Annotated in this window: 24 protein-coding genes; 10 read left to right on the top strand and 14 right to left on the bottom strand. The window is 66.1% G+C overall.

Annotated elements, in window-relative coordinates; translation table 11 throughout:
• The first annotated feature begins 2 nt into the window (after positions 1-2).
• From catC to ACKLLE_RS15345, 10 genes are all read left to right on the top strand, one after another.
• Positions 3-293, top strand: a complete 291-nt coding sequence (catC, locus tag ACKLLE_RS15390) for a muconolactone Delta-isomerase (RefSeq protein ID WP_064302925.1) — start codon at positions 3-5, stop codon at positions 291-293.
• Positions 294-463: 170 nt separating this feature from the next.
• Positions 464-1,420: an AraC-like ligand-binding domain-containing protein gene (locus ACKLLE_RS15385; RefSeq protein ID WP_420058424.1), complete on the top strand. Its 957-nt coding sequence runs from the start codon at positions 464-466 to the stop codon at positions 1,418-1,420.
• A gap of 213 nt (positions 1,421-1,633) precedes the next feature.
• On the top strand, positions 1,634-2,989 hold the full coding sequence (gene benA / locus ACKLLE_RS15380) for a benzoate 1,2-dioxygenase large subunit (protein WP_420058423.1): 1,356 nt from the start codon (positions 1,634-1,636) through the stop codon (positions 2,987-2,989).
• Positions 2,989-3,477, top strand: a complete 489-nt coding sequence (benB, locus tag ACKLLE_RS15375) for a benzoate 1,2-dioxygenase small subunit (RefSeq protein ID WP_064302922.1) — start codon at positions 2,989-2,991, stop codon at positions 3,475-3,477. Before benA ends, benB begins: the two co-directional genes overlap by 1 nt.
• A gap of 46 nt (positions 3,478-3,523) precedes the next feature.
• Positions 3,524-4,534, top strand: coding sequence for a benzoate 1,2-dioxygenase electron transfer component BenC (gene benC / locus ACKLLE_RS15370; protein ID WP_420058422.1), 1,011 nt, complete (start codon positions 3,524-3,526; stop codon positions 4,532-4,534).
• Positions 4,535-4,595: 61 nt separating this feature from the next.
• Positions 4,596-5,357: a 1,6-dihydroxycyclohexa-2,4-diene-1-carboxylate dehydrogenase gene (locus ACKLLE_RS15365; RefSeq protein WP_009404676.1), complete on the top strand. Its 762-nt coding sequence runs from the start codon at positions 4,596-4,598 to the stop codon at positions 5,355-5,357.
• A 50-nt stretch (positions 5,358-5,407) separates the two neighbouring features.
• Positions 5,408-6,736, top strand: coding sequence for an MFS transporter (locus ACKLLE_RS15360; protein ID WP_420058421.1), 1,329 nt, complete (start codon positions 5,408-5,410; stop codon positions 6,734-6,736).
• A 41-nt stretch (positions 6,737-6,777) separates the two neighbouring features.
• A complete protein-coding gene (catA, locus tag ACKLLE_RS15355) occupies positions 6,778-7,704 on the top strand; it encodes a catechol 1,2-dioxygenase (protein WP_420058420.1) in 927 nt (308 codons plus the stop codon).
• Between the two features lie 169 nt (positions 7,705-7,873).
• Positions 7,874-9,076: a benzoate/H(+) symporter BenE family transporter gene (locus ACKLLE_RS15350; protein ID WP_064302919.1), complete on the top strand. Its 1,203-nt coding sequence runs from the start codon at positions 7,874-7,876 to the stop codon at positions 9,074-9,076.
• 90 nt (positions 9,077-9,166) lie between these two features.
• Positions 9,167-10,432: an OprD family porin gene (locus ACKLLE_RS15345; RefSeq protein WP_420058419.1), complete on the top strand. Its 1,266-nt coding sequence runs from the start codon at positions 9,167-9,169 to the stop codon at positions 10,430-10,432.
• 7 nt (positions 10,433-10,439) lie between these two features.
• Here the strand turns inward: ACKLLE_RS15345 and ACKLLE_RS15340 are convergent, their stop codons facing one another.
• From ACKLLE_RS15340 to ACKLLE_RS15275, 14 genes are all read right to left on the bottom strand, one after another.
• Positions 10,440-11,306 (bottom strand): DUF6282 family protein, encoded by an 867-nt coding sequence (locus ACKLLE_RS15340; RefSeq protein ID WP_420058418.1) that lies wholly within the window; start codon positions 11,304-11,306, stop codon positions 10,440-10,442.
• Positions 11,303-12,082, bottom strand: a complete 780-nt coding sequence (locus tag ACKLLE_RS15335) for an alpha/beta hydrolase (protein WP_420058417.1) — start codon at positions 12,080-12,082, stop codon at positions 11,303-11,305. Before ACKLLE_RS15335 ends, ACKLLE_RS15340 begins: the two co-directional genes overlap by 4 nt.
• Before the next feature lie 14 nt (positions 12,083-12,096).
• A complete protein-coding gene (locus ACKLLE_RS15330) occupies positions 12,097-13,086 on the bottom strand; it encodes an NAD(P)H-dependent flavin oxidoreductase (protein ID WP_420058416.1) in 990 nt (329 codons plus the stop codon).
• 55 nt (positions 13,087-13,141) lie between these two features.
• The gene (locus tag ACKLLE_RS15325) at positions 13,142-13,510 is read right to left on the bottom strand and encodes an antibiotic biosynthesis monooxygenase family protein (protein WP_279899018.1); all 369 of its coding nucleotides are present in this window, start codon (positions 13,508-13,510) and stop codon (positions 13,142-13,144) included.
• Positions 13,511-13,539: 29 nt separating this feature from the next.
• Positions 13,540-14,100 (bottom strand): flavin reductase family protein, encoded by a 561-nt coding sequence (locus tag ACKLLE_RS15320; RefSeq protein WP_009404662.1) that lies wholly within the window; start codon positions 14,098-14,100, stop codon positions 13,540-13,542.
• The gene (locus tag ACKLLE_RS15315; protein ID WP_009404660.1) at positions 14,097-15,263 is read right to left on the bottom strand and encodes an LLM class flavin-dependent oxidoreductase; all 1,167 of its coding nucleotides are present in this window, start codon (positions 15,261-15,263) and stop codon (positions 14,097-14,099) included. Before ACKLLE_RS15315 ends, ACKLLE_RS15320 begins: the two co-directional genes overlap by 4 nt.
• 42 nt (positions 15,264-15,305) lie before the next feature.
• On the bottom strand, positions 15,306-16,010 hold the full coding sequence (locus ACKLLE_RS15310) for an RraA family protein (protein ID WP_009404659.1): 705 nt from the start codon (positions 16,008-16,010) through the stop codon (positions 15,306-15,308).
• On the bottom strand, positions 16,007-17,182 hold the full coding sequence (locus ACKLLE_RS15305) for an isocitrate/isopropylmalate dehydrogenase family protein (RefSeq protein WP_420058415.1): 1,176 nt from the start codon (positions 17,180-17,182) through the stop codon (positions 16,007-16,009). The genes ACKLLE_RS15310 and ACKLLE_RS15305 overlap by 4 nt, the downstream gene beginning before the upstream one ends.
• Positions 17,182-18,204, bottom strand: coding sequence for an aldolase catalytic domain-containing protein (locus tag ACKLLE_RS15300; protein WP_420058414.1), 1,023 nt, complete (start codon positions 18,202-18,204; stop codon positions 17,182-17,184). The genes ACKLLE_RS15305 and ACKLLE_RS15300 overlap by 1 nt, the downstream gene beginning before the upstream one ends.
• 323 nt (positions 18,205-18,527) lie before the next feature.
• Complete coding sequence (locus ACKLLE_RS15295) at positions 18,528-19,448, bottom strand: LysR family transcriptional regulator (protein ID WP_420058413.1); 921 nt, start codon at positions 19,446-19,448, stop codon at positions 18,528-18,530.
• A 75-nt stretch (positions 19,449-19,523) separates the two neighbouring features.
• Positions 19,524-20,714 (bottom strand): MFS transporter, encoded by a 1,191-nt coding sequence (locus tag ACKLLE_RS15290; RefSeq protein WP_009404649.1) that lies wholly within the window; start codon positions 20,712-20,714, stop codon positions 19,524-19,526.
• Entirely contained in the window at positions 20,711-21,712 is a 1,002-nt protein-coding gene (locus ACKLLE_RS15285) for a zinc-dependent alcohol dehydrogenase family protein (RefSeq protein ID WP_420058412.1), read from the bottom strand. The genes ACKLLE_RS15290 and ACKLLE_RS15285 overlap by 4 nt, the downstream gene beginning before the upstream one ends.
• A 76-nt stretch (positions 21,713-21,788) precedes the next feature.
• On the bottom strand, positions 21,789-24,962 hold the full coding sequence (locus ACKLLE_RS15280; protein ID WP_064302909.1) for an efflux RND transporter permease subunit: 3,174 nt from the start codon (positions 24,960-24,962) through the stop codon (positions 21,789-21,791).
• Positions 24,962-26,128 carry an efflux RND transporter periplasmic adaptor subunit gene (locus tag ACKLLE_RS15275; RefSeq protein WP_420058411.1) on the bottom strand — a complete coding sequence of 389 codons (1,167 nt, stop codon included), beginning with the start codon at positions 26,126-26,128 and terminating at the stop codon, positions 24,962-24,964. Before ACKLLE_RS15275 ends, ACKLLE_RS15280 begins: the two co-directional genes overlap by 1 nt.
• Positions 26,129-26,140 lie beyond the last annotated feature (12 nt).

Genomic DNA, 26,140 nt, shown 5'->3' with positions numbered 1-26,140 from the left:
CCATGCTCTTCCACGTAAAGATGACGGTAAAGCTGCCCGTCGATATGGACCCGGCCCGGGCCGCGAAGCTCAAGGCCGACGAGAAGGCCCTGGCGCAGAGCCTCCAGCGCGAGGGCAGCTGGCGCCACCTGTGGCGCATCGCCGGGCACTACGCCAACTACAGCGTATTCGACCTGCCCAGCGTCGAGGCCCTGCACGAAACCCTGATGCAGTTGCCGTTGTTCCCCTACATGGATATCGAGATCGACGGGCTGTGCCGACACCCCTCGTCGATCCACGGGGACGATCGTTGAGAACATGAGGCCCGGCGGGGGCGGCACCCGCATAGTTGCCGAGCACTGTCTGTCGCCGGTGAATTGTGCCAGTCCTCGCCTTTGCGTACTGTGATGCCGGAGGGCGCCCCCGCAGCGTTGCTGCCGGAGGAGCGCCACGACAATAAATACAAGAACCGAGTGCCTTGCCGATGGATAGCCGCCTGCTGAGTGACCGCAGTAGCGTGTTTCGACATGCCGACCCCTATGCCGTGTCCGACTATGTCAATCGACACGTCGGCCAGCACTGCATAGGCCTTTCCCGCAGCACCCACCCCCAGGCCAGCCTCAACCACCGCAAGTTCGCCGACCTCGACCTGTGCCGGATCAGCTACGGCGGCAGCGTCCGCGTCACCTCGCCGGCACTGGAGACCATCTACCACCTGCAGGTGCTGCTCAGCGGCAACTGCCTGTGGCGCGGGCACCGGCGCGAGCACCATCTGGTGCCGGGCGAGCTGCTGCTGATCAACCCGGACGATCCGGTAGACCTGACCTACTCCGAAGACTGCGAGAAATTCATCCTCAAGCTGCCGGTCAGGCTGCTCGAGTCGGTGTGCGACGAACACCGCTGGCAACGCCCGGACAGCGGCGTACGCTTCCTGCGCAACCATTACCGCCTGGATGAACTGGAAGGCTTTTCCAGCCTGCTGGCGATGGTCTGCATGGAAGCCGAAGCCAGCGACCCGTTGCTGCGGGTGCAGAGTCACTACAGCCAGATCGTCGGCAGCAAGCTGCTGTCGCTGCTGAGCACCAATATCCGTCGCGAAAGCCTGGCGCCGTCGGTGGCCGGTTTCCAGCGGATCCTCGACTACATCGAACGCAACCTGAAGCAGGAGCTGTCCAGCGAGCACCTGGCGGAGCAGGCGCGGATGAGCGTGCGTTCGTTGTATGGGCTGTTCGAGCGCCAGTTGGGCATCACCCCGAAGCAGTACATCCGCCAGCGCAAGCTGGAGCGCATCAATGCCTGTCTCAGCGACCCGGACTGCCACGTACGCAGCCTGACCGAACTGGCGCTGGACTACGGCTTCCTGCACCTGGGGCGCTTCTCCGAAAGCTATCGCCTGCAGTTCGGCGAACTGCCCTCCGACACCCTAAAACGCCGGGCATAAAACCAGACAACACTGCGGACCCTGTGGGAGCTGGCTTGCCAGCGATATCGGTAGTGACTTCACCGCCGCTATCGCTGGCAAGCCAGCTCCCACAGGGTTCGCGTCATTCTCACCTGCAAGAAACGGATAACGGTCTGCAAAAACCGGATATCCCGGCCATCCCCGCCTGCTTAACCTTTCCTCCGTCTGATAATAAAAACGGAGGTCCCGGCCATGACCCTGGGAATCGACTACCTGAATGCCCTGCTCGAGGAAGACAAGGACCGAGGCGTCTACCGCTGCAAGCGGGAGATGTTCACCGACCCGCGCCTGTTCGAACTGGAGATGCAGCACATCTTCGAAGGCAACTGGATCTACCTCGCCCACGACAGCCAGATCCCCGAGAAGAACGACTTCCTCACCACCACCATGGGACGCCAGCCGATCTTCATCGCGCGCAACAAGGACGGTGAACTCAATGCCTTCCTCAATGCCTGCAGCCATCGCGGCGCGATGCTCTGCCGGCACAAGAGCGGCAACCGTTCCAGCTACACCTGCCCGTTCCACGGCTGGACCTTCAACAACAGCGGCAAGCTGCTCAAGGTCAAGGACCCGAGCGAAGCCGGCTATCCGTCCTCCTTCAATTGCGAAGGCTCCCACGACCTGACCAGGGTGGCCCGTTTCGAGTCCTATCGCGGTTTCCTGTTCGGCAGCCTCAACCCTGACGTCAAGCCCCTGATCGAGCACCTCGGCGAGTCGGCGAAGATCATCGACATGATCGTCGACCAGTCGCCGGACGGTCTGGAGGTGCTGCGCGGTTCCAGCTCGTACATCTACGAAGGCAACTGGAAGCTCACCGCCGAGAACGGCGCCGACGGCTACCACGTGAGTTCCGTGCACTGGAACTACGCCGCCACGCAGAACCAGCGCAAGCAGCGCGAGGCCGGTGAAGAGATCAAGACCATGAGCGCCGGCAGCTGGGCCAAGCACGGTGGCGGCTTCTACTCCTTCGAGCACGGCCACTTGCTGCTCTGGACCCGCTGGGCCAACCCCGAGGACCGTCCGGCCTTCGAGCGCCGCGACGAGCTGGCCCGGGACTTCGGCCAGGCCCGCGCCGACTGGATGATCCAGAACTCGCGCAACCTGTGCCTGTACCCCAACGTCTACCTGATGGACCAGTTCAGCTCGCAAATCCGCATCGCCCGGCCGCTCTCCGTGGACAAGACCGAGATCACCATCTACTGCATCGCGCCCCGCGGCGAAAGCGCCGAGGCGCGGGCCAAGCGTATCCGCCAGTACGAAGACTTCTTCAATGTCAGCGGCATGGCCACCCCGGACGACCTGGAGGAATTCCGCTCCTGCCAGACCGGCTACGGCGGCGGTCGCGGCTGGAACGACATGTCCCGCGGTGCCGAGCACTGGGTCGAAGGTGCGGATGACGCGGCGAAGGAAATCGACCTGCATCCGCTGCTGTCCGGCGTGCGCACCGAGGACGAGGGGCTATTCGTCCTGCAACACAAATACTGGCAGGACACCATGCTCAAGGCCGTCGGCGGCGAGCCGCAACTGATCGCCGTGGAGGCCGTGTGATGAGCGCTCTCTACGCCACCGTGCGCGACTTCCTCTACCGCGAAGCGCGCCTGCTCGACGATGCCCGGTGGGACGAATGGCTGGAACTGTACGCCGCCGACGCGACCTTCTGGATGCCGTCCTGGGACGACAACGACACCCTCACCGAAGACCCGCAAAGCGAGATCTCGCTGATCTGGTACGGCAACCGCGGTGGCCTGGAGGATCGTGTCTTCCGCATCAAGACCGAACGCTCCAGCGCGACCATCCCCGATACCCGGACCTCGCACAACCTGAGCAACATCGAGATCGTCGAGGAGGGCGAGGGCCAGTGCCAGGTGCGTTTCAACTGGCACACCCTGAGCTTCCGCTACAAGACCACCGACAGCTACTTCGGCACCAGCTTCTACAGCCTCGACCTGCGTGGCGAACAACCACTGATCACGGCCAAGAAAGTGGTGCTGAAGAACGACTACGTCCGCCAGGTCATCGACATCTATCACATTTGAATACCCGGCAGCGGTGCCCCAAGCCCGCTGCCGTGCGAGGTGCAGCATGAGCTTCCAGATCGCGCTCAATTTCGAAGACGGGGTGACCCGCTTCATCGACGCCACCGCCAGTGAAACCGTGGCCGACGCCGCCTATCGCCAGGGCATCAACATCCCGCTGGACTGCCGCGACGGCGCCTGTGGCACCTGCAAGTGCTTCGCCGAAGCCGGCCGCTACGACATGGGCGACAACTTCATCGAAGATGCCCTCAGCGCCGACGAGCTGGCCCAGGGCTACGTGCTGACCTGCCAGATGCGCGCCGAAAGCGACTGCGTCGTGCGGGTGCCGGCGTCGTCCCAGGTCTGCAAGACCCAGCAGGCCAGCTACGAGGCCGCCATCAGCCAGGTACGCCAGTTGTCCGAAAGCACCATCGCCTTGTCGATCAAGGACGAGTCGCTGTCGCGCCTGGCCTTCCTGCCGGGTCAGTACGTCAACCTCAAGGTGCCGGGCAGCGAGCAGAGCCGCGCCTATTCCTTCAGCTCGCTGCAGAAGGATGGCGAGGTCAGCTTCCTGATCCGCAACGTACCGGGCGGGCTGATGAGCAGCTTCCTCAGCGGCCTGGCCAAGGCCGGCGACAGCATGACCCTGAGCGGCCCGCTGGGCAGTTTCTACCTGCGCGAGGTCAAGCGCCCGCTGTTGCTGCTGGCCGGCGGCACCGGCCTGGCGCCGTTCACCGCGATGCTGGAGAAGATCGCCGTGCAGGGCAGCGACTACCCGCTGCACCTGATCTACGGGGTCACCAACGACTTCGACCTGGTGGAGCTGGAGCGCCTGGAGCAGTTCACCGTGCAGATTCCCAACTTCACCTTCAGCGCCTGTGTCGCCAACCCCGGCAGCCAGTACCCGAACAAGGGCTATGTCACCCAGCACATCGCCCCGGCGCACCTGAACGACGGCGATGTCGATGTGTACCTGTGCGGCCCGCCGCCGATGGTCGAGGCGGTCAGCCAGTACCTGCGCGAGCAGGACATCCATCCGGCCAACTTCTACTACGAGAAGTTCGCCGCCGCCGTCTGAACCCTTTTATGGGGTTGCCCTGTCGTGCGGGCGGGGTGACCCCCTTTTATTCGAGGTCGCAATGAACAGATTCGACGACAAGATCGCGCTGGTGACCGGCGCCGCCCAGGGCATCGGCCGCCGCGTGGTCGAGCGCCTGCTGGCCGAGGGCGCCCGGGTGATCGCCGTGGACCGCTCCGAGCTGGTGTTCGAGCTGGAACAGGGCGAGACCTTGCTGGCCCTGACCGCCGACCTGGAACACTACGCCGATTGCCAGCGGGTGATGGCGGCGGCGGTCGAACGCTTCGGCCGTCTCGACGTCCTCGTCAACAACGTCGGCGGGACCATCTGGGCCAAGCCGTTCGAGCATTACCAGGCGCACGAGATCGAGGCCGAAGTGCGCCGCTCGCTGTTCCCCACCTTGTGGTGCTGCCATGCGGCGTTGCCGTACATGCTGGAGCAGGGCAGGGGGGCGATCGTCAATGTCTCGTCCATCGCCACCCGCGGGGTCAACCGCGTGCCCTACGGCGCGGCCAAGGGCGGGGTGAATGCCCTGACCGCCTGCCTGGCCTTCGAGAACGCCGGACGCGGCATTCGCGTCAACGCCACCGCCCCCGGCGGCACCGAGGCGCCGCCACGGCGCATTCCGCGCAACGCCGCGCAGCAGAGCGAGCAGGAGCAGGGCTGGTACCGGCAGATCGTCGACCAGACGATCGACAGCAGCTTGATGAAGCGCTACGGCACCCTCGACGAACAGGTCGGCGCGATCCTCTTCCTGGCCTCCGACGAAGCCTCCTATATCACCGGAACGATTCTCCCCGTAGGCGGAGGCGACCTCGGTTGACCCCTGCGCCGACACGGTTTCTACAACAACAAAAACAAGAGATGGATGCCATGCGAAAAATCGACGTTCACCAGGTCATCGACCAGGCGCCCTTTACCCGCTTTCACTGGATGGTGATGTGCTGGTGCGCCCTGCTGCTGATCTTCGACGGCTACGACCTGTTCATCTATGGCGTGGTCCTGCCGGTATTGATGAAGGAGTGGGGCCTGACCCCGTTGCAGGCCGGTGCCCTCGGCAGCTACGCCTTGTTCGGCATGATGTTCGGCGCCCTGGCCTTTGGCAGCCTGGCCGACAGGATCGGGCGCAAGAAGGGCATTGCCATCTGCTTCGCCCTGTTCTCCACCGCGACCCTGCTCAACGGCTTTGCCAGCAGCCCCAGCGAGTTCGGCATCTATCGCTTCTTCGCCGGCCTCGGCTGCGGTGGCCTGATGCCCAATGCCGTGGCGCTGATGAACGAATATGCGCCCAAGCGCCTGCGCAGCACCCTGGTGGCGATCATGTTCAGCGGTTACTCGGTGGGCGGCATGCTCTCGGCCGGGATCGGCATCTACATGCTGCCGCGCTTCGGCTGGGAGTCGATGTTCTTCGCTGCGGCCATCCCGTTGTTGCTGTTGCCGGTGATCCTTTACTACCTGCCGGAGTCGATCGGTTTCCTGGTACGCCTGGGGCGGTTCGAACAGGCCAGGGCCCTGCTCAAGCGCCTCGATCCGGCGTGTGATCCGCAGGCCGAAGATGTGCTGCAGGCCCACGACAACAAGGGCAAGGGCGTCTCGGTCCTGGAACTGTTCCGTGGCGGCCTGGCGGTGCGCACCCTGTCGGTGTGGGTGGCGTTCTTCTGCTGCCTGCTGATGGTCTACGCCCTGAGTTCCTGGCTGCCGAAACTGATGGCCAGCGCCGGCTACAGCCTGGGGTCGAGCCTGTCGTTCCTGCTGGCGCTGAACTTCGGCGGCATGGCCGGGGCCATTCTTGGTGGCTGGCTGGGCGACCGTTACAACCTGGTCAAGGTCAAGATCGCCTTCTTCCTCGCGGCGGCGGCTTCGATCAGCCTGCTCGGGGTCAACAGCCCGATGCCGGTGCTTTACCTGCTGATCTTCATCGCCGGCGCCACCACCATCGGCACCCAGATCCTCCTGTACGCCGGCGCCGCCCAGCTCTACGGCCTGTCGATCCGCTCCACCGGCCTGGGCTGGGCCTCGGGCATCGGCCGCAACGGCGCCATCGTCGGCCCGCTGCTGGGCGGCGCGCTGATGGGCATCAACCTGCCGCTGCAACTGAATTTCATTGCCTTCGCCATTCCCGGCGCGGTCGCCGCCCTGGCCATGACCATCCATGTGCTCAGCGGCAAGCGCCAGGCCCTGGCGGCTGCCCCGGCGGTGTGAAGGCACCCCGCGATACCCATCGATAACAAGAGGTGAACAGCATGACCGTGAAGATTTCCCACACTGCCGAGGTACAGAAGTTCTTCGAAGAGGCCGCCGGCCTGGGTAACGACGAGGGCAGCCCGCGCCTGAAACGCATCATGCTGCGGGTACTGCAGGATGTGGCGCGGATCGTCGAGGACCTGGAGATCACCGAGGACGAATTCTGGAAGAGCGTCGATTACCTCAACCGTCTTGGCGGGCGCAATGAAGCCGGCCTGCTGGTGGCGGGCCTGGGTATCGAGCACTTCCTCGACCTGCTGCAGGATGCCAAGGACGCCCACGCGGGCCTGACCGGCGGCACCCCGCGCACCATCGAAGGCCCGCTGTACGTGGCCGGTGCGCCGCTCGCCGAGGGCGAGACGCGCATGGACGATGGCAGCGAGGAGGGCGTTGCCGTGCCGATGTTCCTCGATGGCCAGGTGCTCGACCCGCACGGCAAGCCGGTGGCCGGCGCCATCGTCGACCTGTGGCATGCCAACACCCGGGGCACCTATTCGTTCTTCGACCCGGGCCAGTCCGAGTACAACCTGCGCCGCCGTATCGTCACCGACGCCGAAGGCCGCTATCGCGCCCGCAGCATCGTGCCCTCCGGCTACGGCTGCGACCCCCAGGGCCCGACCCAGGAATGCCTGGACCAGCTCGGCCGCCACGGCCAGCGTCCGGCCCATGTGCACTTCTTCATTTCGGCCCCGGGTTATCGCCACCTGACCACCCAGATCAACCTGTCCGGCGACCAATACCTGTGGGACGACTTCGCCTATGCCACCCGCGAGGGCCTGGTGGGCGAGGTGCGCTTCCACGAGGACGGCGCCCGTGGTGTACCGGGGCGTTATGCCGAACTGAGCTTCGACTTCCAGCTGCAAGCCGCGCCGGATGCGGCTGCCGAGGTGCGCAGCAAGCGTCCTCGTGCCCTGCAGGAAGCCTGAACCGAGCGCGATACCTGTGGGAGCGGGTTCATCGGAGCGCCGAACCCGCTCCCACAGGGTACGCGTCGTGCTTTGGAACTGTTCTCTGCGCGACAGCGCAGCCTGTAAGGCTGGGCGTACTCCCACAAGGTACCCGTAGCAGCCCCCAAAATGGCCCAAGTGAGGTCCCATGAAAGACCTTTTCAAGGATTGTTCGCTGTCCGCCCTGGTGGCCGGGATGATCGCCACGCTGATCTCCTACGCCGGCCCGCTGGTGCTGGTGTTCCATGCGGCGCAAAGCGCGGGGTTGTCCCACGAGTTGCTGTCGTCCTGGGTCTGGGCGATTTCCGTCGGCAGCGCCGTGCTCGGCGCCGTGCTCAGCCTGCGCTACCGGGTACCGGTGGTGATCGCCTGGTCGATCCCGGGTTCGGCGTTGCTGGTCACCGCCTTGCCGCAGATCGGCCTGAACCAGGCCATCGGCGCCTACCTGGTGACCAACCTGGTGTTGCTGGCGATCGGCCTGAGCGGTGCCTTCGACCGCCTTATCGCCCGCCTGCCGGGCTCGATTGCCGCCGGGATGCAGGCGGGCATCCTGTTCAGCTTCGGCATCGAGGTGTTCAAGGCCCTGCCGGCGCAACCGGCGCTGGTGCTGGGGATGTTCGTCACCTACGTGACGATGCGCCGGCTGTGGCCGCGCTACTCGGTGGCGGCGGTATTGCTGGTGGGCGTCGGCATTACCCTGTCCGGCGGGCATTTCCATAGCGAGGCGTTGGTCTTCGACGTCGCCACGCCGCAGTGGATCGCCCCGCAATTCAGCCTATCGGCCGTGCTCAACCTGGCCCTGCCGCTGGTGTTGGTGTCGCTGACCGGGCAGTTCATGCCGGGCATGGCGGTGTTGCGCAACGCCGGCTACCAGACCCCGGCCAGCCCGATCATCAGCAGCAGTGCGCTGGTGGGCGGCGTGCTGGCGCCGTTCGGTTGCCATGGGCTGAACCTGGCCGCCGTCACCGCCAGCCTGTGCACCGGGCGCGAGGCCCATGACGACCCGCGCAGGCGCTATATCGCGGCCTTGTCCGGCTGTGCGCTGTACCTGCTGTTCGGCATTGCCGGGGCGACCCTGGTCTCGCTGTTCGCTGCCTTTCCGGCAGAGTTGATCGCGGCGCTGGCGGGGCTGGCGCTGTATGGCGCGATCAGCGAGGCCCTGGCCCGCAGCCTGGCTGAACCCAAGGAGCGCGATGCCGGGTTGTTCACCTTCCTGGTCACCGCGTCGGGCGTGTCTTTCCTTGGGCTGTCGGCGGCGTTCTGGGGCCTGCTGTTCGGCCTGGCGACCCACTTCCTGCTGGCGCTGCGGCGTCCATCCAGCCGCGAGGCTGCCTTGCGCCGCAGCCACTGATCCACCCGTTCCACACCAACGGCAGCGGCCTCACCGGACCGCCGCCTGGAAAGCTGCACCCCAATAAAAACAAGATCAGAGAGCTTCCCGATGAAACATGCACCTTGCGCTACCCGAGTCATGCTGCCGCTTGGCCTGGCCGTTGCCAGCCCGTCGCTGATGGCGGCCGAGGCGGACTTCTTCAAGGATTCCACCGCCACCCTGACCACCCGCAACTACTACTTCAGCCGCGACTTCTCCGACATCGTCGGGGCCAACCGGCAGTCGAAGGCCGAGGAGTGGGCCCAGGGCTTCATCCTCACCTTCAAGTCCGGCTACACCCCGGGCACCGTCGGCTTCGGCGTGGATGCCATCGGCCTGCTCGGGGTCAAGCTCGACAGCAGCCCGGACCGCGCCAACACCGGCCTGCTGCCGGTGCAGGAAGACGGCGAGGCGGCCGACAACTACAGCCGCCTCGGCCTGACCCTCAAGGCGCGGCTGTCGAAGACCGAGCTGAAGTTCGGCGAGCTGCAGCCCAACCTGCCGGTGCTGGCCTTCAGCGATATCCGCCTGTTGCCGCCGACCTACCAGGGCGTGGCCGTCAGCTCGGCGGAAATCGACGGGCTGACCTTGCAGGCCGGCCACCTCACGTCCACCCACCTGCGCAATGAAAGCGGCGACGGCAAGATGTCCGCCATGCTCGGCCACGTGCCGCAGCGCCAGGCGCAAAGCGATGGGTTCAACTTTGCCGGTGCCGACTACGCCTTCAACGGCAACCGCACCACGGCGAGCCTGTGGTACGGCCAGCTCGAAGACATCTATGAACAGGGTTTCCTCGGCCTCAAGCATTCGCAGCCGCTGGGCGATTGGGTCCTGGGCGCCAACCTCGGTTATTACACGGCGCGCGAAGACGGTGATGCGCTGCTCGGCAACATCGACAACCAGGCGCTGTTCTCGCTGCTCTCGGCCAAGCGCGGCGGCCATACCTTCTACATCGGCTACCAGGCCATGTACGGCGACAGCCCGTTCCCGCGGGTATTCGCCAACATCACCCCGCTGGGCAACGAAGTGCCGACCTACGAGTTCGCCTACACCGACGAGCGTTCCTGGCAGGCGCGCTACGACTACGACTTTGCCGCCATGGGCGTTCCCGGCCTGACTGCCGGGGTGCGCTATATCACTGGCGACAACGTCGATACCGGGCGCGGTTTCGAAGGCAAGGACCGCGAGCGTGACCTGGACATCGCCTATGTGGTGCAGAGCGGCGTGCTGGGGGGCCTCGGCATTCGCGTGCGCAATGCCGTGGCCCGTTCCAACTACCGCAGCGACATCGACGAGAACCGGCTGATCCTGACCTACACCTGGAAGTTGCTCTGAAGGCAGGCTACGCCAGCTTCAGCATCTCCCGGGCATGCCCGCGACCGACCTGCAACGCCCGCTCGCGATCGAGCCCCATGCGCTCGAACCACAGCAGGCTGTCCACCTGCCATTGCTCGATGTCCGGCTGCGAGGTCTGGCCCAGGTCGGAGCTGTAGAGCGCGCGGGGCACTTCGCGCAGCACCCTGGCGAAGTCATCCCAGCCCTGGTAGCCGAGCAGGTAGGTGAGGGCGGTCTGCTCGGTGTACACCATGGGCGCCCGGGCCAGTTCAAGCAGGGCCTCGGCATCGAGGCCGGTGAGCGGGTTGGCCGGCTGGTTGAGCATCAGCCGGGGTACCTCCAGTTGCTGCGCCGCCTCGATCAGCAGGCGCACCTCATGGGCGTCGGCATGGCCGCTGGAAATGACGATGGGGTAGTCCCGGGCCATGCGCAGCACGTCCAGGGTCTGCGCGTTGAGGCGGCCTTCGTGGCTGACGGTGAGCGGCTTGATCGGATGCTCGTCGAGGATCCAGTGCGCGCTGTTGCGCTTGAGCCGCGAAGTGTGGGCGCGGCCGGTGACGGTCGGCAGGTGCACGATCAGCCGGGCGTCGCTGTCGCCGTGCTGGCAGAGCGAACGCTGGACGACACGGAAGTCGATGCCGCCGGCAATCTCGTTGAGCACCACCGAGCCGGACACCGGCAAACCCTCCTGGCGGGCTTCCCAGGCCTGGGCGGCGGTACAGCCCAGGTGATTCTTCAACACCACCCAGCCGTTCAGCGCGGCGTAGCGCCGACCGGCCTCGATCACCCCATGACGCCGGACAAAGGCGTCGGGGCCGGCGTGATAGTGCACATCGATGAATTCGGCGTCGAGCAGGTTTGGCGTGGCATTCATGCGGCCACCTCCAGGTCGATGCCCAAGTGCTCGCGCACGCTGCGCAGGACCAGCCCCGGCGCATCGAGCAGCGGGCGCATGCCGCCACCGGGAATGGCCAGGCGATGGTGGCGCGCCCGCGCATGGGTGTGCACGTTGATGCTGCGTACCAGTTGCGATTGCTCGCCGTAGACCGTCAGCAAGCTGCCGCCGAAGGCTTCGCTGGCCTGGCGCACGTCGAGGCGGTTGAGCAGGCGGAAGCCCAGGTGCAGGCGTCGGGCCTGCAGCGCGGCACTGGCCGGATCGACCTCGATCGGCCCGCTGGGTTGTATCCGCGAGGCCGGCTGCACCCATTCATCGAGCAGTTGCAGGGCCCGCTCGAGCTCACCGAGCTGGGCCAGGTCGGCCATCCGCCCGAGGCGGCCGTCGAGGATACCGTCGGCCAGCGCGGGCGAGGACAGCAGCAGCACCTTGCCGATCTGCTGGCCGATGGGCAGGCCGAGCAGGCTCTGCACCAGCGCGCCGCCCAGGGCCGAGCCGGCGAGCAGGTCGATGTGCCCCAGCGTCGTCAGTTCCGCGTGCCAGCGTTGGGCGAACGCCGGCAGCGATTCGTCCGCGTCGTCCAGCAGCGACAGGGTGTCGAACACCAGTACCCGGTAGCCGGCCTTGACCAGCGGGGCGATCATCGGCTCGAAGAACCGGCCTTCATCCCACACTGGCATGACCGGCGACATGACCACTGCCAGCAGGCTGCCATCGCCCCATTGCCGGCGTGTAGCGGTTGAGCGTTGCGTCATCATGGCCTCCGCGCTCAGGCGATCTTGTCCAGCGCCAACAGTCGCTGACCGTTGCGCAGGATGCGGGTGGTGTCTTCCAGCAGGTCGCTGACGATCTGCCGCGCGGGCTTGATGTCGCCGACCAGGTCCAGCACTTCGCCGGCCCAGATCACCCGCTGTTCGAGGTCGTCGGCGAGGACGGCCCGGGCATAGTCCTGGCGTACCGACTCCGGCGCTTCGGCCAGTGCGTCGTCACGGCCCAGCCAGGCGTCCGAGAAGCGGTTGGCGATGGCCCGGCCGCTGTACTGCTCGGGCCACTCGATGCCGCGCACGCGGTCGAAGATCCGCGTGCGCACGGTGTCGGAGGTGGCGGACTCGATCAGCCGGCGCTTGAAGGCCTCCGAAGGCAGGGCTTCCTCGGAGGCCAGGAAGCGGGTGCCCAGCATCACGCCATCGGCGCCCAGCACCAGGGCCGCGGCCACGCCACGGCCATCGGCGATGCCGCCGGCGGCGATCAATGGTACCCGGTCGCCGACCAGGTCCTGCACCGCGGGCAGCAACGGCAGCAGGCCGCGGCGCAGGCTGTGTCCACCGGCTTCGGCGCCTTGCACGATCAGCGCGTCGGCGCCGGCATCCACGGCGGCGCGGGCCTGGTCCAGTTCGTGGATCTGCACGATGGCCTTGGCGCCGCCGCGGTGGATGGTCGGGATGAAGTCGGCCGGGTTGCCGAACGACAGCGCGACGACGTCGGGGCGATAGTCCAGCGCCAGGTCCAGCAGGGCCATGTTGCGGGCCACGGTGAACATCACCAGGCCGACGCCCCAGGGCTGTTCCAGTTCGCGCATGGGGGCCAGTTCGGTGCGCATCCATTGTTCGTCGCCGTAGCTGGCGCCGACCAGGCCCAGGCCGCCGGCCCGCGACACCGCGCTGGCCAGCCTGGCCCCGGAGGCGCCGCCCATGGGCGCGAGGACGATCGGGTTGCGGATGTTCAGGCTTCGGGTAAGACGGGTATCGAGATCAGTCATGTCAACGCTCCTGTTGGGGTGGCGGCAGGCCGCGCCTGCCGCCCGGGTCGGTCCGTCACTCGGCGAGGGCAGCCACGGTCAGCGCCTGCGGGATGTAGTCGCTGACGTGGTAGAGGTGGAACTCCCAGGTGCCGGTGTTCTTCAGGCCGTTGTAGCGGGACAGGAACTCATCGTCGTGGAACAGCGAGTCGAAGGCGTCCTGGCTGCTCCATTGCGCCTGGTTGATCACGGTCTTGCCGTCGGTGCTTTTGTACAGCCGGCTCCACTGGAAGGCCGGGTAGGTGCGTGCCACGTACTGCACGGTGTCGCGCAGTACCTGCAGGGCAGCATCCTGCTGGCCCGGGTTCACGTGCACCACGTTCACCAGGAAGATGGCCTGGTCTTCGCCCGGTTGAGGGGCCTGGAACTGTTCGATCTGGGTCATGGGTGTCGCTCCTTGAGAGGTGTGAAGGTTCATTGCGCCAGCCGGGCGGAGATCGCCGGGCTGCCGTTTTCCCAAAGCAGGGGGTTGATGGATTCTGCGAAGCGCACTTCGTCGACGCGGCCGATGATCACGTCGTGGGAGCCATAGTCGACGCGTCGGTCCAGGGTGCAGACCAGGCTCGATTGCGCGTCCGCCAGGCAGGGCAGGCCCTGGATGTCTTCCCAGTGGCCGTGGGCGAAGCGCTCCGGGCCCTTGACCTGGCCGGCGAACACCGGCACCAGATGGCTGTGGCGGGCGCTCAGCAGGTTGACGCTGAAGCGCCCGGAGAGGGTCAGCGGGCTATGCAGGCTGGCCGAGCGGTTGACGCAGATCAGCAACGCCGGCGGCGTGGTGCTGACCGAGACCACCGCCGTGGCGACCATGCCCACCGGGTCGTCGCCGTCGCGGCTGGCGATGATCGCCACGCTCGAGGTCAGCCGGCGCATGGCGCTCTTGAAGCGATCGGCGAGTTCGAGGGCATCGTCCTCGCCGTCGACCGGCAGGTGCGCGAGCGCACCGGCAACGGCCTGGGCCTGTGGGTATCCGCTCATGCCACCGCCTCCATGATCCGGCCCGGTTTGTACGGGGCGCGCTGTCCGGCCTGTTCCATCAGCGGCAGGACTTCCTTGACGAAACGTTGCAGGCCGCGCTGGTAGTCCAGCCAGGTCAGGTTGATGCCGTCCACGCCCAGGTCGGACCAGCGTTGCATCTGCTCGACGATCATCGGCGCGGTGCCCACCAGCGGCACGCCGGCAAAGCCTGCCTTGAAGTGGAAGCGGAAGCGCTCGGCGTCCTCTTCGTCCTTGAACATGCCGCTCTGCACGCCGATCTCGCGGGTCACGTTGTCCAGCGCGGCGTCGTCGCCATGCCGGGTGACGTAGTAGTCGAGTTGCTCATGGGCCTGCTCCAGGGTGTCCTCGTGGACCACATAGGCGTACACCCAGATCTGCAGGTCGCGGCCCTGCTCGCGGGCGAGGTCGCGGTAGCCCTGGATCTGCGCGCGGATGGTGTCGTCATCGTCCTCGTGCTTGAGGATCAGGAACGCGGCATCGCAATGGGTGGCACAGAACTGCTTGCCCCGCGCCGAGCCGCCGGCGTTCATCAGGAACGGCCGGTTCAGCGGCTTGGGTTCGGAATAGCCTTGCTTGACGTTGAAGAACTCGCCCTCGTAGTCGAAGTAGCCGTTGGCTTGCCAGGCGGTCTTGGCGATCTCGATCCACTCGTCGGCGTGGTCGTAGCGTTTGTCGTGGTCGCGCTGGTGGCCGTTGAACATGCCCATCTCCTGGCCGAACCAGCCGCAGATCATGTTCAGGCCGAAACGACCGCCGCTGATATGGTCGATGGTCGCTGCCTGCTTGGCGGCGAACAGCGGGTGCACGGTTGACAGGTGCGAGGTGGTGAACAGCGCGATCTGCTCGGTGACCGAGGCCAGGCCGGCGGCCCAGGTGTAGGTTTCGTAGGAAACGCCCATGGGGTTGCTGGCGCCTTCCCAGCCACGCCAGCGGCCCACCGGCAGCAGCAGTTCGAGGCCGGCGCGGTCGGCCAGGGTGGCGATCGCCAGGTTGCTTTGCCAGTCGGCGGCACGGTGGCGTTCCGGGGCGCTGGTCAGGGTGCAGCCGCCTTCGATGTTGAAGCCGAAGACGCCGAGCTTGATCTTGTTCTTGCTGTCGCGCACCGGGTTTGGCTTGCGGATGGACGGGGTTGCATTGGTCATGTCGTACGTACTCGCTGCAAGAAAAATGGAAGGGTTCGCGGCTCAGGCGCTGGTGCGTTTTTCGCCGCTGGAAAGCCAGGGCTGGTCGTAGCGGTGCAGGGCGCGGGCCTGTTCCAGGGAGTAGCCTTCGTTGACGCTCTGGATGATGTCGCGCTCGGTCTGCTCCACGGCCCGGGCGCGGCGGATCACCTCTTCGGCCTGGCCGGCGGGGATCACCAGGCAGCCGCTGCTGTCGCAGACCACCAGGTCGCCCGGGTGGACCGTCACCCCCGACACCTGCACCGGCACCTGGGCAGCCTTGAGCTGCACGCGGTTCTTCGCCGACTGCATGAAGCGCGCGCGGCTGAACAGTGGGTAGCCCAGGCGCTGGACGGTGTCGATGTCCCGCGCCGCGCCGTCGATCAGCGTGCCGCGGATGCCGCGGCTGACCGCCACGTGGGTGAGGATGTCGCCCCAGGTGGTGCAGTCGGTGCGTCCGGGATTGCTGGAAACGATGACCGCATCGGACGGCACGTCATCGATGTAGTTGGCGGCGTTCCTGAAGCCGCTGCGTTCCTGCACCGGTTCGTACAGCACGGTGTAGGCAAAGCCGACGCAGCGGGTGCCGGGCACTTGCTGGTGCAGGCCGGCCAGGCCGCCGGAAATACCCAGGCTATCGAGGGCATCCGACAGGCTGGCGGTATCCAGCGCTTCGCAGGCCTTGAGCAGGGCAGGGTCCTGGCGGACGGGCGACGTGATTGCGTTCATGCGTGGGCTCCTGTGTTCACGGTGTGCGGGGTGCGGCTGGCGCCGGCGTCGAGCTTCGCGGCCCATTCGAGGGTCTGCCGGACGATCACCGTTGCCACCTCGAAGGTGTTGGCGGTGCCGCCCAGGTCGTAGGTGCGGCAGGCGCTGCGTGCCACCTGGGCCACGGCGTTGCGGATCGCCAGGGCGGCCTGGGCATGGCCCAGGTGTTCGAGCAACAGGGCGACGGTGAGGAACATCGCGCTCGGGTTGGCCCGGTTCTGCCCGGCATAGGCGGGCGCGCTGCCATGCACCGGCTCGAAATAGGCACCCTGGGCGCCGATGTTGGCGCTGGGCGCCAGGCCCAGGCCGCCCATCACGCCGGCACCGAGGTCGGAGAGGATGTCGCCGAACATGTTTTCCGCCACCACCACGCCGAAGCGCTCGGGGCGGCGCACCATCCACAGGGCGACGGCATCGACGTTGTCGATGGCGAAGCCGATGTCGGGATAGTCCGCCGCGACCGTTTCCAGGATGTCGCGGGCGAACGCGCCGCTGTAGCGCAGCACGTTGGGTTTGTCCGCCAGGGTGACGCGGTCATGCCCCTGCTCGCGGGCATGCTCGAAGGCGAAGCGGAACAGGCGCGTCAGCCCGGCGCGGGTCTGCAGGCGCACGGTCATGGTGGCGTCGTCCAGCCCGGCGCGGGTCCAGGCCGCGCCGTTGCGCTCGCGCTCCTCGAGAATCGGCGCGAAGGCCTCGGGAATGCTGGCGAAATCCAGCCCCGCGTACAGGCCCTCGGTGTTTTCGCGGATCACCGAGAAGCGGTAGCGGTTATCGCCCAGCACATCGGTCACCGGCCGCACATTGGCGAACAGGCCAAGTTTCTGACGCAACTGGATCACCGGCGAAACATACACTTTGCCACGGCCGCGAAGTGCCTCTGGAAGTTCCGCTTCGGCTTCGCGCAGGGGTTTGCTGGTGATCGCTCCCAATAAGGTCGCATCACTGGACTCGATCAGTTTCCAGGTGGTGTCGGGAATGCAGTTTCCTTCCTTCTGCCAGCAACTCCAGCCGATGTCGCCGAAACGCAGGTCAATCGGAAGATTCAAGGCTTCGAACAACGGAAGTACCGCTTCGGTTACTTCGATGCCGATACCGTCGCCGGGCAATACTGCAACTTTCTGGCGCGGGCTCATTAAACAGTTCCTCCGCTGGCAAGGGGCGCTGATTGAGCGCGCGACAAAGGTTTGATCAGCCGTTGTTCCTTGCTGTTGTCCTGTTCATGAAGAAGTTGCAAGGCATGGAAAGTTGAAGTCGGGTTATGCAGGCGGATCACTTCATCGAGGCGTTGTTGAACATCGAAGGGCATGTTGTAGGTGCCCATCATCAGGTCGGTCAGCGACAGCGGCAGGCTGCTGGCCGGCACGGTGTCGGCGGTGTGCTGCGACAGGTGCAGGGTGCTGGCCAGGTCGTAGTCGTTGCGGATCCCGGCACGGTGCAGGTAGGCGACGAAGACGCCCAGGTGCAGGTTGCCGGCGCCCTTGCCCATGCCGCACACCGAGGCATCGATGTACTCGGCGCCGGCATCCATGGCGGCGATGGCGTTGGAAAGGGCCAGGGACAGGTTGTTGTGGGCATGGAAGCCCAACGGGATCAGGACCCGGCTGGAAATGCGGCTGATCAGCCGATCGACGTCGGCCGGGATCATGTTGCCGTTCGAGTCGGCGAACACCAGCACGTCTGCCCCGGCGCTTTCCGCCCGCAGGCTCATGTCGGAGATTTCCCCTGGGCCGAGGGTGGTGACATGGGTGATGTTGGCGCTGACCTGGAAGCCATGGGCCTTGGCCAGGCGCAGCGTGGCCAGGCCGTCCTCCAGGCGGTCACGGCGCAGGCATACGCGGATCATCGATACGCCGTGCTCGCGCAGCAACTGGAAGTCGCTGGCATCGACGTTATGCGGATGGACCATGACGCACAGGGCGATGCGGCCCTGGGCGGCGGCCTGCAGGGCCTCCAGGTAGCGCGCGTCCACCGCGCTGGTCAGGCCGTGTTCGCGCTTGGGGGCGAAGGGGCCGTTGCGATAGCCGATTTCACAATAGGGAATACCGGCATCGATCATTTGCGAAATGGCGGACTGGGCGTAGTCCACCGTGAAGTTGAAGTTGTTGCGGTAGCCGCCGTCACGCAGCGTGACATCGATAATCTTTATCTGGTTCATGAACACAGTCCCTTTATCATGTTTCGAAGGCACGCAAGTGTGCCGCTTTTACTTCGAATAAAACCGAGGTCACCAGGAGTAGCAATGTCGTGTACGACCGAATGCATATAACGATCCGTCGGCAGAGGTATCGTTATATGCATATGGCCGCTTTGCTTATTATTATGGAAGTGTGGCAGCAACGTGATACAGCGAAGTCATGGCATTTGCGGTGTTGTATACGCCTGACCAGGTTGGATACTGGACAATACAGCCGGGTATGTAAACAGGTTGTTTTTAACAGTGGCTGTTAAAAAATTCACAAGGCACGGCGATAAACCACTTTATTCATGGTGGGCGGCAAAACAATCGATAAGGAAGTCCATCATTGCGCGGATACCGGGGGCAGTGCGCATATCGCGGTGGACCACCAGCCAGAGTTCCGCGTGCAGGGGACGTTCTTCGATCGCCACCCGTTGCAGGCCATCCTGGGCATCGGCCATGAACACCGGCAGCAAGGCGATGCCGGCACCGGCCCTGGCCGCCTCGGCCTGTACGTCGAACGACTTGACCCGCAGCACCACGGGGCGCTGTCCGGCGGCGTGCTCCAGCCAGATGCGCTGCGGCGAGGGCTCCTGGTCATCGTCGTGGGCGATGAATTCATAGTCCGCTTCGCTGCGGCCCTGCAGGTAGGCGGGGGCGGCGAAGAAACCGAAATCCAGGGTGCCGATCTTGCGCACCACCAGGTCGGTCTCGGTCGGTCGCCCGACACTGATGGCGATGTCCGCCTCGCGCCGCGCCATGGACGCCATGCGCAGGCTGGAGAGGATGCGCACGTTGACGTCCGGGCACTGCTCGCGCAGCCGCCCCAGGTGCGGGGCGATGAAGTGGGTGGCCAGGTGCGGCGGGGTGCTGAGGGTGATGTCCGCCACCCGCTCCGTGCGGATGGCGCACACCGTGCGGCTGAGGGCGCAGGCGGTTTCCTGCATGCGGTTGCCCAACTGGGCGATGCGCTCGCCGTTTTCGGTCAGCTCGTAGCGGTGGCTGCGACGGTCCACCAGGCGGATCTTCAAGGCACTTTCCAGGGCGGCGATGCGCCGTGACACCGTGGCGTGCTCGACATTCAGCACACGGGCGGCGGCGGCCAGGGAACGTATGCGGGCAAAGGCAATGAAGTAGCGCAGGTTCTCCCAGTCGAACTGGGTGCTGTCCACGGCAAAATCCATGGGCTGCGCGGTGCTGAGCGAAGAGGTACTGACATCCATTTCGTGACTCCGTCCTAGGCGATGGAAACTGCAAAAGGAAAACCGTGGCTCGCCACGGTTTTCCAGTCACTCACTCTAGTGCAAAACCGCTCGGGTTTCTGGCTCGGGTTCCACCGGCCGAGCGCCGTACATCAACACTTTGGCGGCGATGGTCGCCGCGGCCAGGGCGCAGAACAGCAGGCCGGAGAGGATGGTGCCCTGCATGCCCAGGCGCTCCAGGAACCAGCCACCGGTGGTAGCGCCCAGGGTCACCCCCAGGTTGATGAACGAGATGTACAGGCCGGTGACGAACTCGGGTGCCTCGGGGGCCTCCGAGGTGAGCCAGACCTGGGTGACGATCAGGCCGCTGGTGTGGGTCGCCCCCCACAGCACCACGATGATGATCATCGGCACGATCGCCGGGCTGGCGAAGAAGTGCAGGAGCAGGTACGCCGCGCCGAGCATGATCGGGTGCATCAGCGTGGTACCCACCTTGCTCCGCGCCAGCAGGCGCCCGGCCAGCAGGTTGCCGGCGACACCGCCGACGCCGAACAGGATGAGCATGGCGCTGATCACCTCGCCGCTCATGCCGGCCTCGCGGGACAGGTACTCGGCGCTGTAGGCATACACCGAGAACATCGCCCCGAAGATCAGCGTGGAGGCAAGGATGTTCAGCCACAGGGTCGGCTTGCGCAGGATCGCCAGTTGCTTGCCGTAGGGCGCCCGTTGCCCGGCGAAGGTGTCGGGCAGGCGGGCGATGATGCCCAGGCCGGCGATCACGTTCACGGCGGTGCAGAACAGGAACGCTGCCTCATAGGAAAAGCGCGCGGCGATCCAGGTGGTGATCGGCACGCCGAAGACCATGCCCATGCTGGTGCCGACGAAGGCCTTGGCGGTCGCCTGGGTTGCCTGCTCCTTGGGGTACAGCGACACCACCGCGACGAATGCCAGCGAGAAGTACACCGGGTGGAAGAACGCCGGGATGATCCTCAGCAGCGCCAGGGACTCGTAGTTCGGCGCGTAGGCCGACAGCGCGCTGGCGGCGGCGAAGATGAACAGCGACAGGGTCAGCACGCGCTTGCGGTTGTAGCGCGAGAACAGCAGCACCATGAACGGCCCGAACACCGCGATGATCAGGGCGAACAGGCCGACCAGGAAGCCGGCCTGGGAAGCGCTGACGCTGTAGCGTTCGATGATCACCGGGAGGATCCCGACCACGCCGAACTCGATGGTGTAGACCCCGAACAGGCCCAGGGCGATGAAGAACAGTGGGTTGAACATTTTCACGGTCGGTCCTCCAGGGTCACGATGATCTTGCCGAACTGCTCGCCGGCCTCCAGGTACTCATGGGCCTGGACAATCTCTTCGAAGGGGAACGTGCGGGCGATCACCGGGACCAGGCTGCCGTCCTCCAGGCCGCTGGTAACGAAGGCCTTGCCCTGGCGGAACAGCTGCGGATCGTTGACCACCTCGTGCAGCAGGTAGCCGCGCAAGGTCAGGCTTTTGCCCAACACGGTGAACAGCGGGAAGGGCGACGGTTCGCTGCTCAGCGCGCCGTACTCGATGATGATCCCGCCGCGCGCGGTGGCCTCGGCCAGGCGCGCGATGGCCGGGCCGCCGACCGGGTCGAAGACCACCCGCACACCGTTGCCGTCAGTGATCTGCGCGACCCGGGCGACCAGGTCTTCCTGGTCGCTGACGATCACCTGCACCGCGCCGGCGGCCAGCAGCTTGCGCACCTTGTCCTCGCCCCGGGTCACGGCAATCGGGATCGCGCCCAGCCGGTTGGCGATCTGGATCGCCGCCAGGCCGACGCTGCTCGAAGCCGCGGTGATCAGCACATGGTCGCCGGCACCCACGCCGGCCACCGCCACCAGCGCACCCCAGGCGGTGAGGTATTGCATCCACACGCCGGCGGCCTGCTGCATGTCGAGGTTGTCCGGGTGGCGCACCAGCATGGCCGCCGGCACCACCGCCTGCTCGGCATAGGTACCCCAATGGGCGATGCTCGACGGCGGCACCAGGCTCACCGCATCGCCAATCCGCACCTCGCGTACGCCTTCGCCAACCGCCTCGACCAGCCCGGCCGCTTCGTAGCCCAGGCGGCTGGGGAAATCGGCCTGCTCCAGGTACTGGCCGCGGCGGAACATGGACTCGGCGCGGTTGAGGCCGATGGCCTTGACCCGGATACGCACCTCATCGGGGCCGGGCTGGGGCTCCGGCAATTCTTCGATCCGCAGGACCTGTGGATCACCGTACTCATGGAAGCGAACGACACGTGTCATGGTATTTCTCGCAAGGTTGGCAAAGTCGCAGTCTATGGGCGCGTCCAATGAAGAAAAACGCGCTGGAGTTCCGCTGTTAATGGACAGGAATGTCCGCAATCCTCGTCGGGCGCGGTTGGGCCAGACGGCTGGCGAGGTTGCGCACCAGCACATAGAACAGCGGGGTGAACAACAGGCCGAAGGCCGTCACGCCGAGCATCCCGAAGAACACCGCCACGCCCATGGCCTGGCGCATTTCCGCGCCGGCACCGGTGGACAGCACCAGGGGCACCACGCCCATGACGAAGGCGATCGAGGTCATCAGGATCGGCCGCAGGCGCAGCCGGCTGGCCTCTCGCGCCGCACTGGCGATGCTGTGGCCCTGGCGTTCCAGCTCGCGGGCGAACTCGACGATGAGGATGGCGTTCTTCGACGCAAGCCCCACCAGGACCATCAGGCCGATCTGGGTGAAGATGTTGTTGTCGCCGCCGGTCAGCCACACGCCGGCCAGCGCCGACAGCACCCCCATGGGCACGATCAGGATCACCGCCAGGGGCAGCAGCAGGCTTTCGTACAACGCCGCCAGCACCAGGAACACCAGCAGGGTGCTGACCGCCAGCACCCAGGCACTGCTGTCACCGGCCAGGCGTTGCTGGTAGGTCAGGTCGGTCCATTCCATGCGGATGCCCTGGGGCAGGGTGTCGCGGGCGATGCGTTCGATGGCGGCTTCGGCCTGGCCCGACGAATAGCCCGGCGCGGGCGCACCGTTGACGTCCGCCGCGGTGAAGGCGTTGTAGTGCACGACCATTTCCGGCCCGTAGCCCTGGCCCACGCTGAGCAGGGTCGAGAGCGGCACCATGTCGCCATGGGCATTGCGCACCTTGAGCCGGGTGATGTCCTCGGGGTTGGCGCGAAACGGCGCATCGGCCTGGGCGCGCACCTGGTAGACCCGGCCGAACAGGTTGAAGTCGTTGACGTACAGCGAGCCCAGGTAGATCTGCAGGGTTTCGAACACGTCCGTCACCGACACCCCGAGTTGCTTGGCCTTGACCCGGTCCAGGTCGACGTCCAGTTGCGGCACGTTGATCTGGTAGCTGGAGAACAGCGGCCCCAGTTCCGGCGCCTTGGCGGCCTCGGCCATGAACGCCTTCAGGGCGCTGTCGAGGGCGACATGGCCGAGGCTGGCGCGGTCCTCGATCTGCAGCTTGAAGCCGCCCAGGGTACCCAGCCCCAGCACCGGCGGCGGCGGGAACACGGCGGTGAACGATTCGCTGATCGCGCTGAACTGGCCATTGAGTTCGGCGGCGATCCGGTTGGCCCCCAGCGCCTCGCCGGAGCGTTCGGCGAATGGCTTGAGGATCACGAAGATGATCCCCGAGCTCGACGAGTTCATCAGGCCGTTCACCGACATCCCGGGGAATTCCAGGGTGTGGGCCACGCCCGGATGCTTGAGGGCGATGTCGTTCATCTGCTGGATCACCGCTTCGGTGCGGTCCAGCGAGGCGCCGGCGGGCAGTTGCGCGAAGCCCACCAGGAACTCCTTGTCCTGGGCCGGGACGAACCCGGTCGGCAGGCTGTGGCCGAGCCAGGCGCAGGCTGCCAGCAACACGCCGAACAGCGCCAGGGTCCGGCCCTTGTGCGCCAGCACGCCGCGCACGCCGTTGCCATAGCGCGCTTCGGCGCTACGGAAGCGGGCATTGAAAGCGCTGAAGAAACGCCCGGCGAGGCGGTCGATCGCGCGCTCCAGGGCATCCTTCGGCGCGCCGTGGGGCTTGAGCAGCAGGGCGCACAGGGCCGGCGACAGGGTCAGCGAGTTGAAGGCCGAGATCACCGTGGAAATGGCGATGGTCAGGGCGAACTGGCGATAGAAGCCACCCGACAGGCCGGGCATGAACGCCAGTGGAATGAACACGCAGACCAGGGTCAGGGTAATGGCGATGATCGGCTTGCTGACTTCCATCATCGCCTTGTGCGTGGCCTGGCGTGGCGACAGGCCCTGGGCGATGTTGCGCTCGACGTTTTCCACCACCACGATGGCGTCGTCCACCACGATGCCGATCGCCAGCACCAGGCCGAACAGCGACAGGGCATTGATGGAAAAGCCGAAGGCCAGCAGCACGGCCAGGGTGCCGACGATCGACACCGGCACCGCCAGCAGGGGAATCACCGAGGCGCGCCAGGTCTGCAGGAACAGGATCACCACCAGCACCACCAGGACGATGGCTTCGAACAGGGTGCTGATCACCGCATTGATGCTCGAACGCACGAACTGGGTGGGGTCGAAGACGATCTTGTAATCGACGCCCGCCGGCATGTCGGCCTTGGCATCGGCCATGATCGCCCGCGCCCGGGCGGAGATGTCGAGGGCGTTGCCGCCGGCCATCTGGAACACCCCGAAGCCCACCGCCGGCTGGCCGTCCACCAGCGAGCGCAGGGCGTAGGTGGAGGCGGCCAGCTCGATGCGGGCGACATCGCGCAGGTAGGTGACGCCGCCGTCGGGCAGGCTCCTGACCACGATCCGGGCGAACTCTTCCTCGGTCTTCAGGCGGCCCTGGGTGTTCACCGACAACTGCAGCGGCACCCCGGCCTTCATCGGCGAGGCGCCGATGACCCCGGCCGCGACCTGGACGTTCTGCTCGCGGATCGCCTGTACCACTTCGCCGGCGCTGAGGCCGCGCTGCGCCACGCGATCGGGGTCGATCCAGATGCGCATGGCGTAGTCGCCACCGCCCCAGATGCGCACCTCGGCGACGCCGGGGATGCGTTCGAGCTGGCTCTTGATGTTGAGGATGCCGTAGTTGCGCAGGTAGTTGGCGTCGTACGCGTTGTTCGGCGACACCAGGTGGATGGCCAGGGTCTGGGTGGAGGACGACTTGCTGGTGTTGACCCCCAGGCTCAGCACGTCCGGCGGCAGGCGCGGCAGCGCCTCGGAGACGCGGTTCTGCACCAGTTGCTGGGCCTTGTCCGGGTCGGTACCGAGGGCGAAGGTGACGTTGATCGCCAGGCTGCCATCGCTGTTGGCCTGGGATTGCATGTACAGCATGCCTTCCACGCCGTTGATGCGCTCTTCCAGCGGCGCGGCCACGCTTTGCGCCACCACCTCGGGGTTGGCCCCGGGATACTGGGCGTTGACCACGATCAGCGGTGGCACCACGTCGGGGTACTCCGATACCGGCAGGCGCGTCAGCGCCAGCAGGCCGGCGAGCAGGACCAGGGCGCTGAGCACGCCGGAGAAGATCGGGCGGTCGATAAAGAATGCGGAGATATTCATCATTGCTGCGCCTGTGGTCGGGAGGGCACCTGGACCGGCGTGACCTGGCTGCCTGGCGTGGCCAGGTGCAGGGAGCTCACCACCACCTGTTCATCGGGCTCGATGCCCTGGTCGATGACCCGCAGCGCACCCTGGCGGATGCCGGGCTTGACCTGGCGGTACTGCACGCGGCCCTCGGCATCGACCACCAGCACGTATTTCTTGTCCTGGTCGGTGCCGATGGCGCTGTCGTCCACCAGCGTGGCCGGCCGGCTGGCGCTGCCCGGCAGCAGCACCCTGGCGAACAGCCCGGGGCGCAGCTCGCCGTTGGCGTTATCGAAGCTGGCCCTGACCCGGATGGTGGCCGAACGGGTATCCAGGCGGTTGTCCAGGGAACTCAGGGTGCCCTGGCGCGGGTAGCCTTCCTCGTGGGCCAGGCCGAGCCTGACCGGTACCGGCTCGCCACCCGGGCGGTTGCCCAGGTAGCGCAGGAAGGTGGTCTCGTCCACGTCGAAGTCGGCATAGATCGGCGAGATCGACACCAGGTTGGTCAGCGCCGTCGAGCGTTCGCCGACATCGACGATGTTGCCCGGGGTGACCTCGACCCGCGAAGCACGCCCGTCGAACGGCGCCAGGATGCGGGTGTGCTCCAGGTCCAGGCGCGCCAGTTCCACCCGCGCCTGCGCCTCGTCGACCCGGGCCCGGGCTTCGTTGGCGCTCTGCACGCGTTTGTCCAGGTCGGTCTTGGCGATCGCATTGCTGTTGATCAGGTGCTCGTAGCGTTGCAGTTCCTTGTCCGCGAACTGGCTCACCGAACGTGCCGCCACCAGCGCCGCCTGGGCCTGTTGCAGGGCGGCGGCGTAGGGGCGCGGGTCGATCTGGAACATCAGGTCGCCCTTGCGCAGCAGTGCGCCATCCTTGAAATGCACGCTGACCAGGGTGCCGGCCACCAGTGGCTTGATCACCACCGTGTCGGTGGCGACCAGGCGGCCGGTGTAGCCCTGCCAGTCAACCACGTCGCGGCTGACCGCGTTCATCACCTGGACTTGCGGCAGCGGCGCCGGGGCGTTGGTGGCCTGGGCCCGGGGTGCGCGCAGGCCCATGGCGACCCCGGCAAGCGCTATAAGGGTCAAACCGGCCAGGGCCCAGGCGGGCACGCCGGTCAATTTGCGAAGGTACGAAGACATGGCAAGCATCCT

Origin of the sequence: Pseudomonas bharatica (assembly GCF_048586865.1) — a bacterium.
Lineage (GTDB): Bacteria > Pseudomonadota > Gammaproteobacteria > Pseudomonadales > Pseudomonadaceae > Aquipseudomonas > Aquipseudomonas bharatica.
Note: the sequence above shows the minus strand (reverse complement) of the source record. Positions and strands in the feature narration are given on the sequence as shown.

Bases quoted from the DNA above. Each gene is read 5' to 3' on its own strand.
- benA (WP_420058423.1), top strand. From the start codon at position 1,634: ATGACCCTGGGAATCGACTACCTGAATGCCCTGCTCGAGGAAGACAAG.
- ACKLLE_RS15275 (WP_420058411.1), bottom strand. From the start codon at position 26,128: ATGTCTTCGTACCTTCGCAAATTGACCGGCGTGCCCGCCTGGGCCCTG.
- ACKLLE_RS15310 (WP_009404659.1), bottom strand. From the start codon at position 16,010: ATGAACGCAATCACGTCGCCCGTCCGCCAGGACCCTGCCCTGCTCAAG.
- ACKLLE_RS15295 (WP_420058413.1), bottom strand. From the start codon at position 19,448: ATGGATGTCAGTACCTCTTCGCTCAGCACCGCGCAGCCCATGGATTTT.
- ACKLLE_RS15315 (WP_009404660.1), bottom strand. From the start codon at position 15,263: ATGACCAATGCAACCCCGTCCATCCGCAAGCCAAACCCGGTGCGCGAC.
- catC (WP_064302925.1), top strand. From the start codon at position 3: ATGCTCTTCCACGTAAAGATGACGGTAAAGCTGCCCGTCGATATGGAC.
- benB (WP_064302922.1), top strand. From the start codon at position 2,989: ATGAGCGCTCTCTACGCCACCGTGCGCGACTTCCTCTACCGCGAAGCG.
- benC (WP_420058422.1), top strand. From the start codon at position 3,524: ATGAGCTTCCAGATCGCGCTCAATTTCGAAGACGGGGTGACCCGCTTC.
- ACKLLE_RS15285 (WP_420058412.1), bottom strand. From the start codon at position 21,712: ATGACACGTGTCGTTCGCTTCCATGAGTACGGTGATCCACAGGTCCTG.
- ACKLLE_RS15360 (WP_420058421.1), top strand. From the start codon at position 5,408: ATGCGAAAAATCGACGTTCACCAGGTCATCGACCAGGCGCCCTTTACC.
- ACKLLE_RS15325 (WP_279899018.1), bottom strand. From the start codon at position 13,510: ATGACCCAGATCGAACAGTTCCAGGCCCCTCAACCGGGCGAAGACCAG.
- ACKLLE_RS15340 (WP_420058418.1), bottom strand. From the start codon at position 11,306: ATGAATGCCACGCCAAACCTGCTCGACGCCGAATTCATCGATGTGCAC.
- ACKLLE_RS15345 (WP_420058419.1), top strand. From the start codon at position 9,167: ATGAAACATGCACCTTGCGCTACCCGAGTCATGCTGCCGCTTGGCCTG.
- ACKLLE_RS15385 (WP_420058424.1), top strand. From the start codon at position 464: ATGGATAGCCGCCTGCTGAGTGACCGCAGTAGCGTGTTTCGACATGCC.
- ACKLLE_RS15350 (WP_064302919.1), top strand. From the start codon at position 7,874: ATGAAAGACCTTTTCAAGGATTGTTCGCTGTCCGCCCTGGTGGCCGGG.
- ACKLLE_RS15320 (WP_009404662.1), bottom strand. From the start codon at position 14,100: ATGAGCGGATACCCACAGGCCCAGGCCGTTGCCGGTGCGCTCGCGCAC.
- catA (WP_420058420.1), top strand. From the start codon at position 6,778: ATGACCGTGAAGATTTCCCACACTGCCGAGGTACAGAAGTTCTTCGAA.
- ACKLLE_RS15365 (WP_009404676.1), top strand. From the start codon at position 4,596: ATGAACAGATTCGACGACAAGATCGCGCTGGTGACCGGCGCCGCCCAG.
- ACKLLE_RS15305 (WP_420058415.1), bottom strand. From the start codon at position 17,182: ATGAGCCCGCGCCAGAAAGTTGCAGTATTGCCCGGCGACGGTATCGGC.
- ACKLLE_RS15280 (WP_064302909.1), bottom strand. From the start codon at position 24,962: ATGAATATCTCCGCATTCTTTATCGACCGCCCGATCTTCTCCGGCGTG.
- ACKLLE_RS15330 (WP_420058416.1), bottom strand. From the start codon at position 13,086: ATGACTGATCTCGATACCCGTCTTACCCGAAGCCTGAACATCCGCAAC.
- ACKLLE_RS15335 (WP_420058417.1), bottom strand. From the start codon at position 12,082: ATGACGCAACGCTCAACCGCTACACGCCGGCAATGGGGCGATGGCAGC.
- ACKLLE_RS15300 (WP_420058414.1), bottom strand. From the start codon at position 18,204: ATGAACCAGATAAAGATTATCGATGTCACGCTGCGTGACGGCGGCTAC.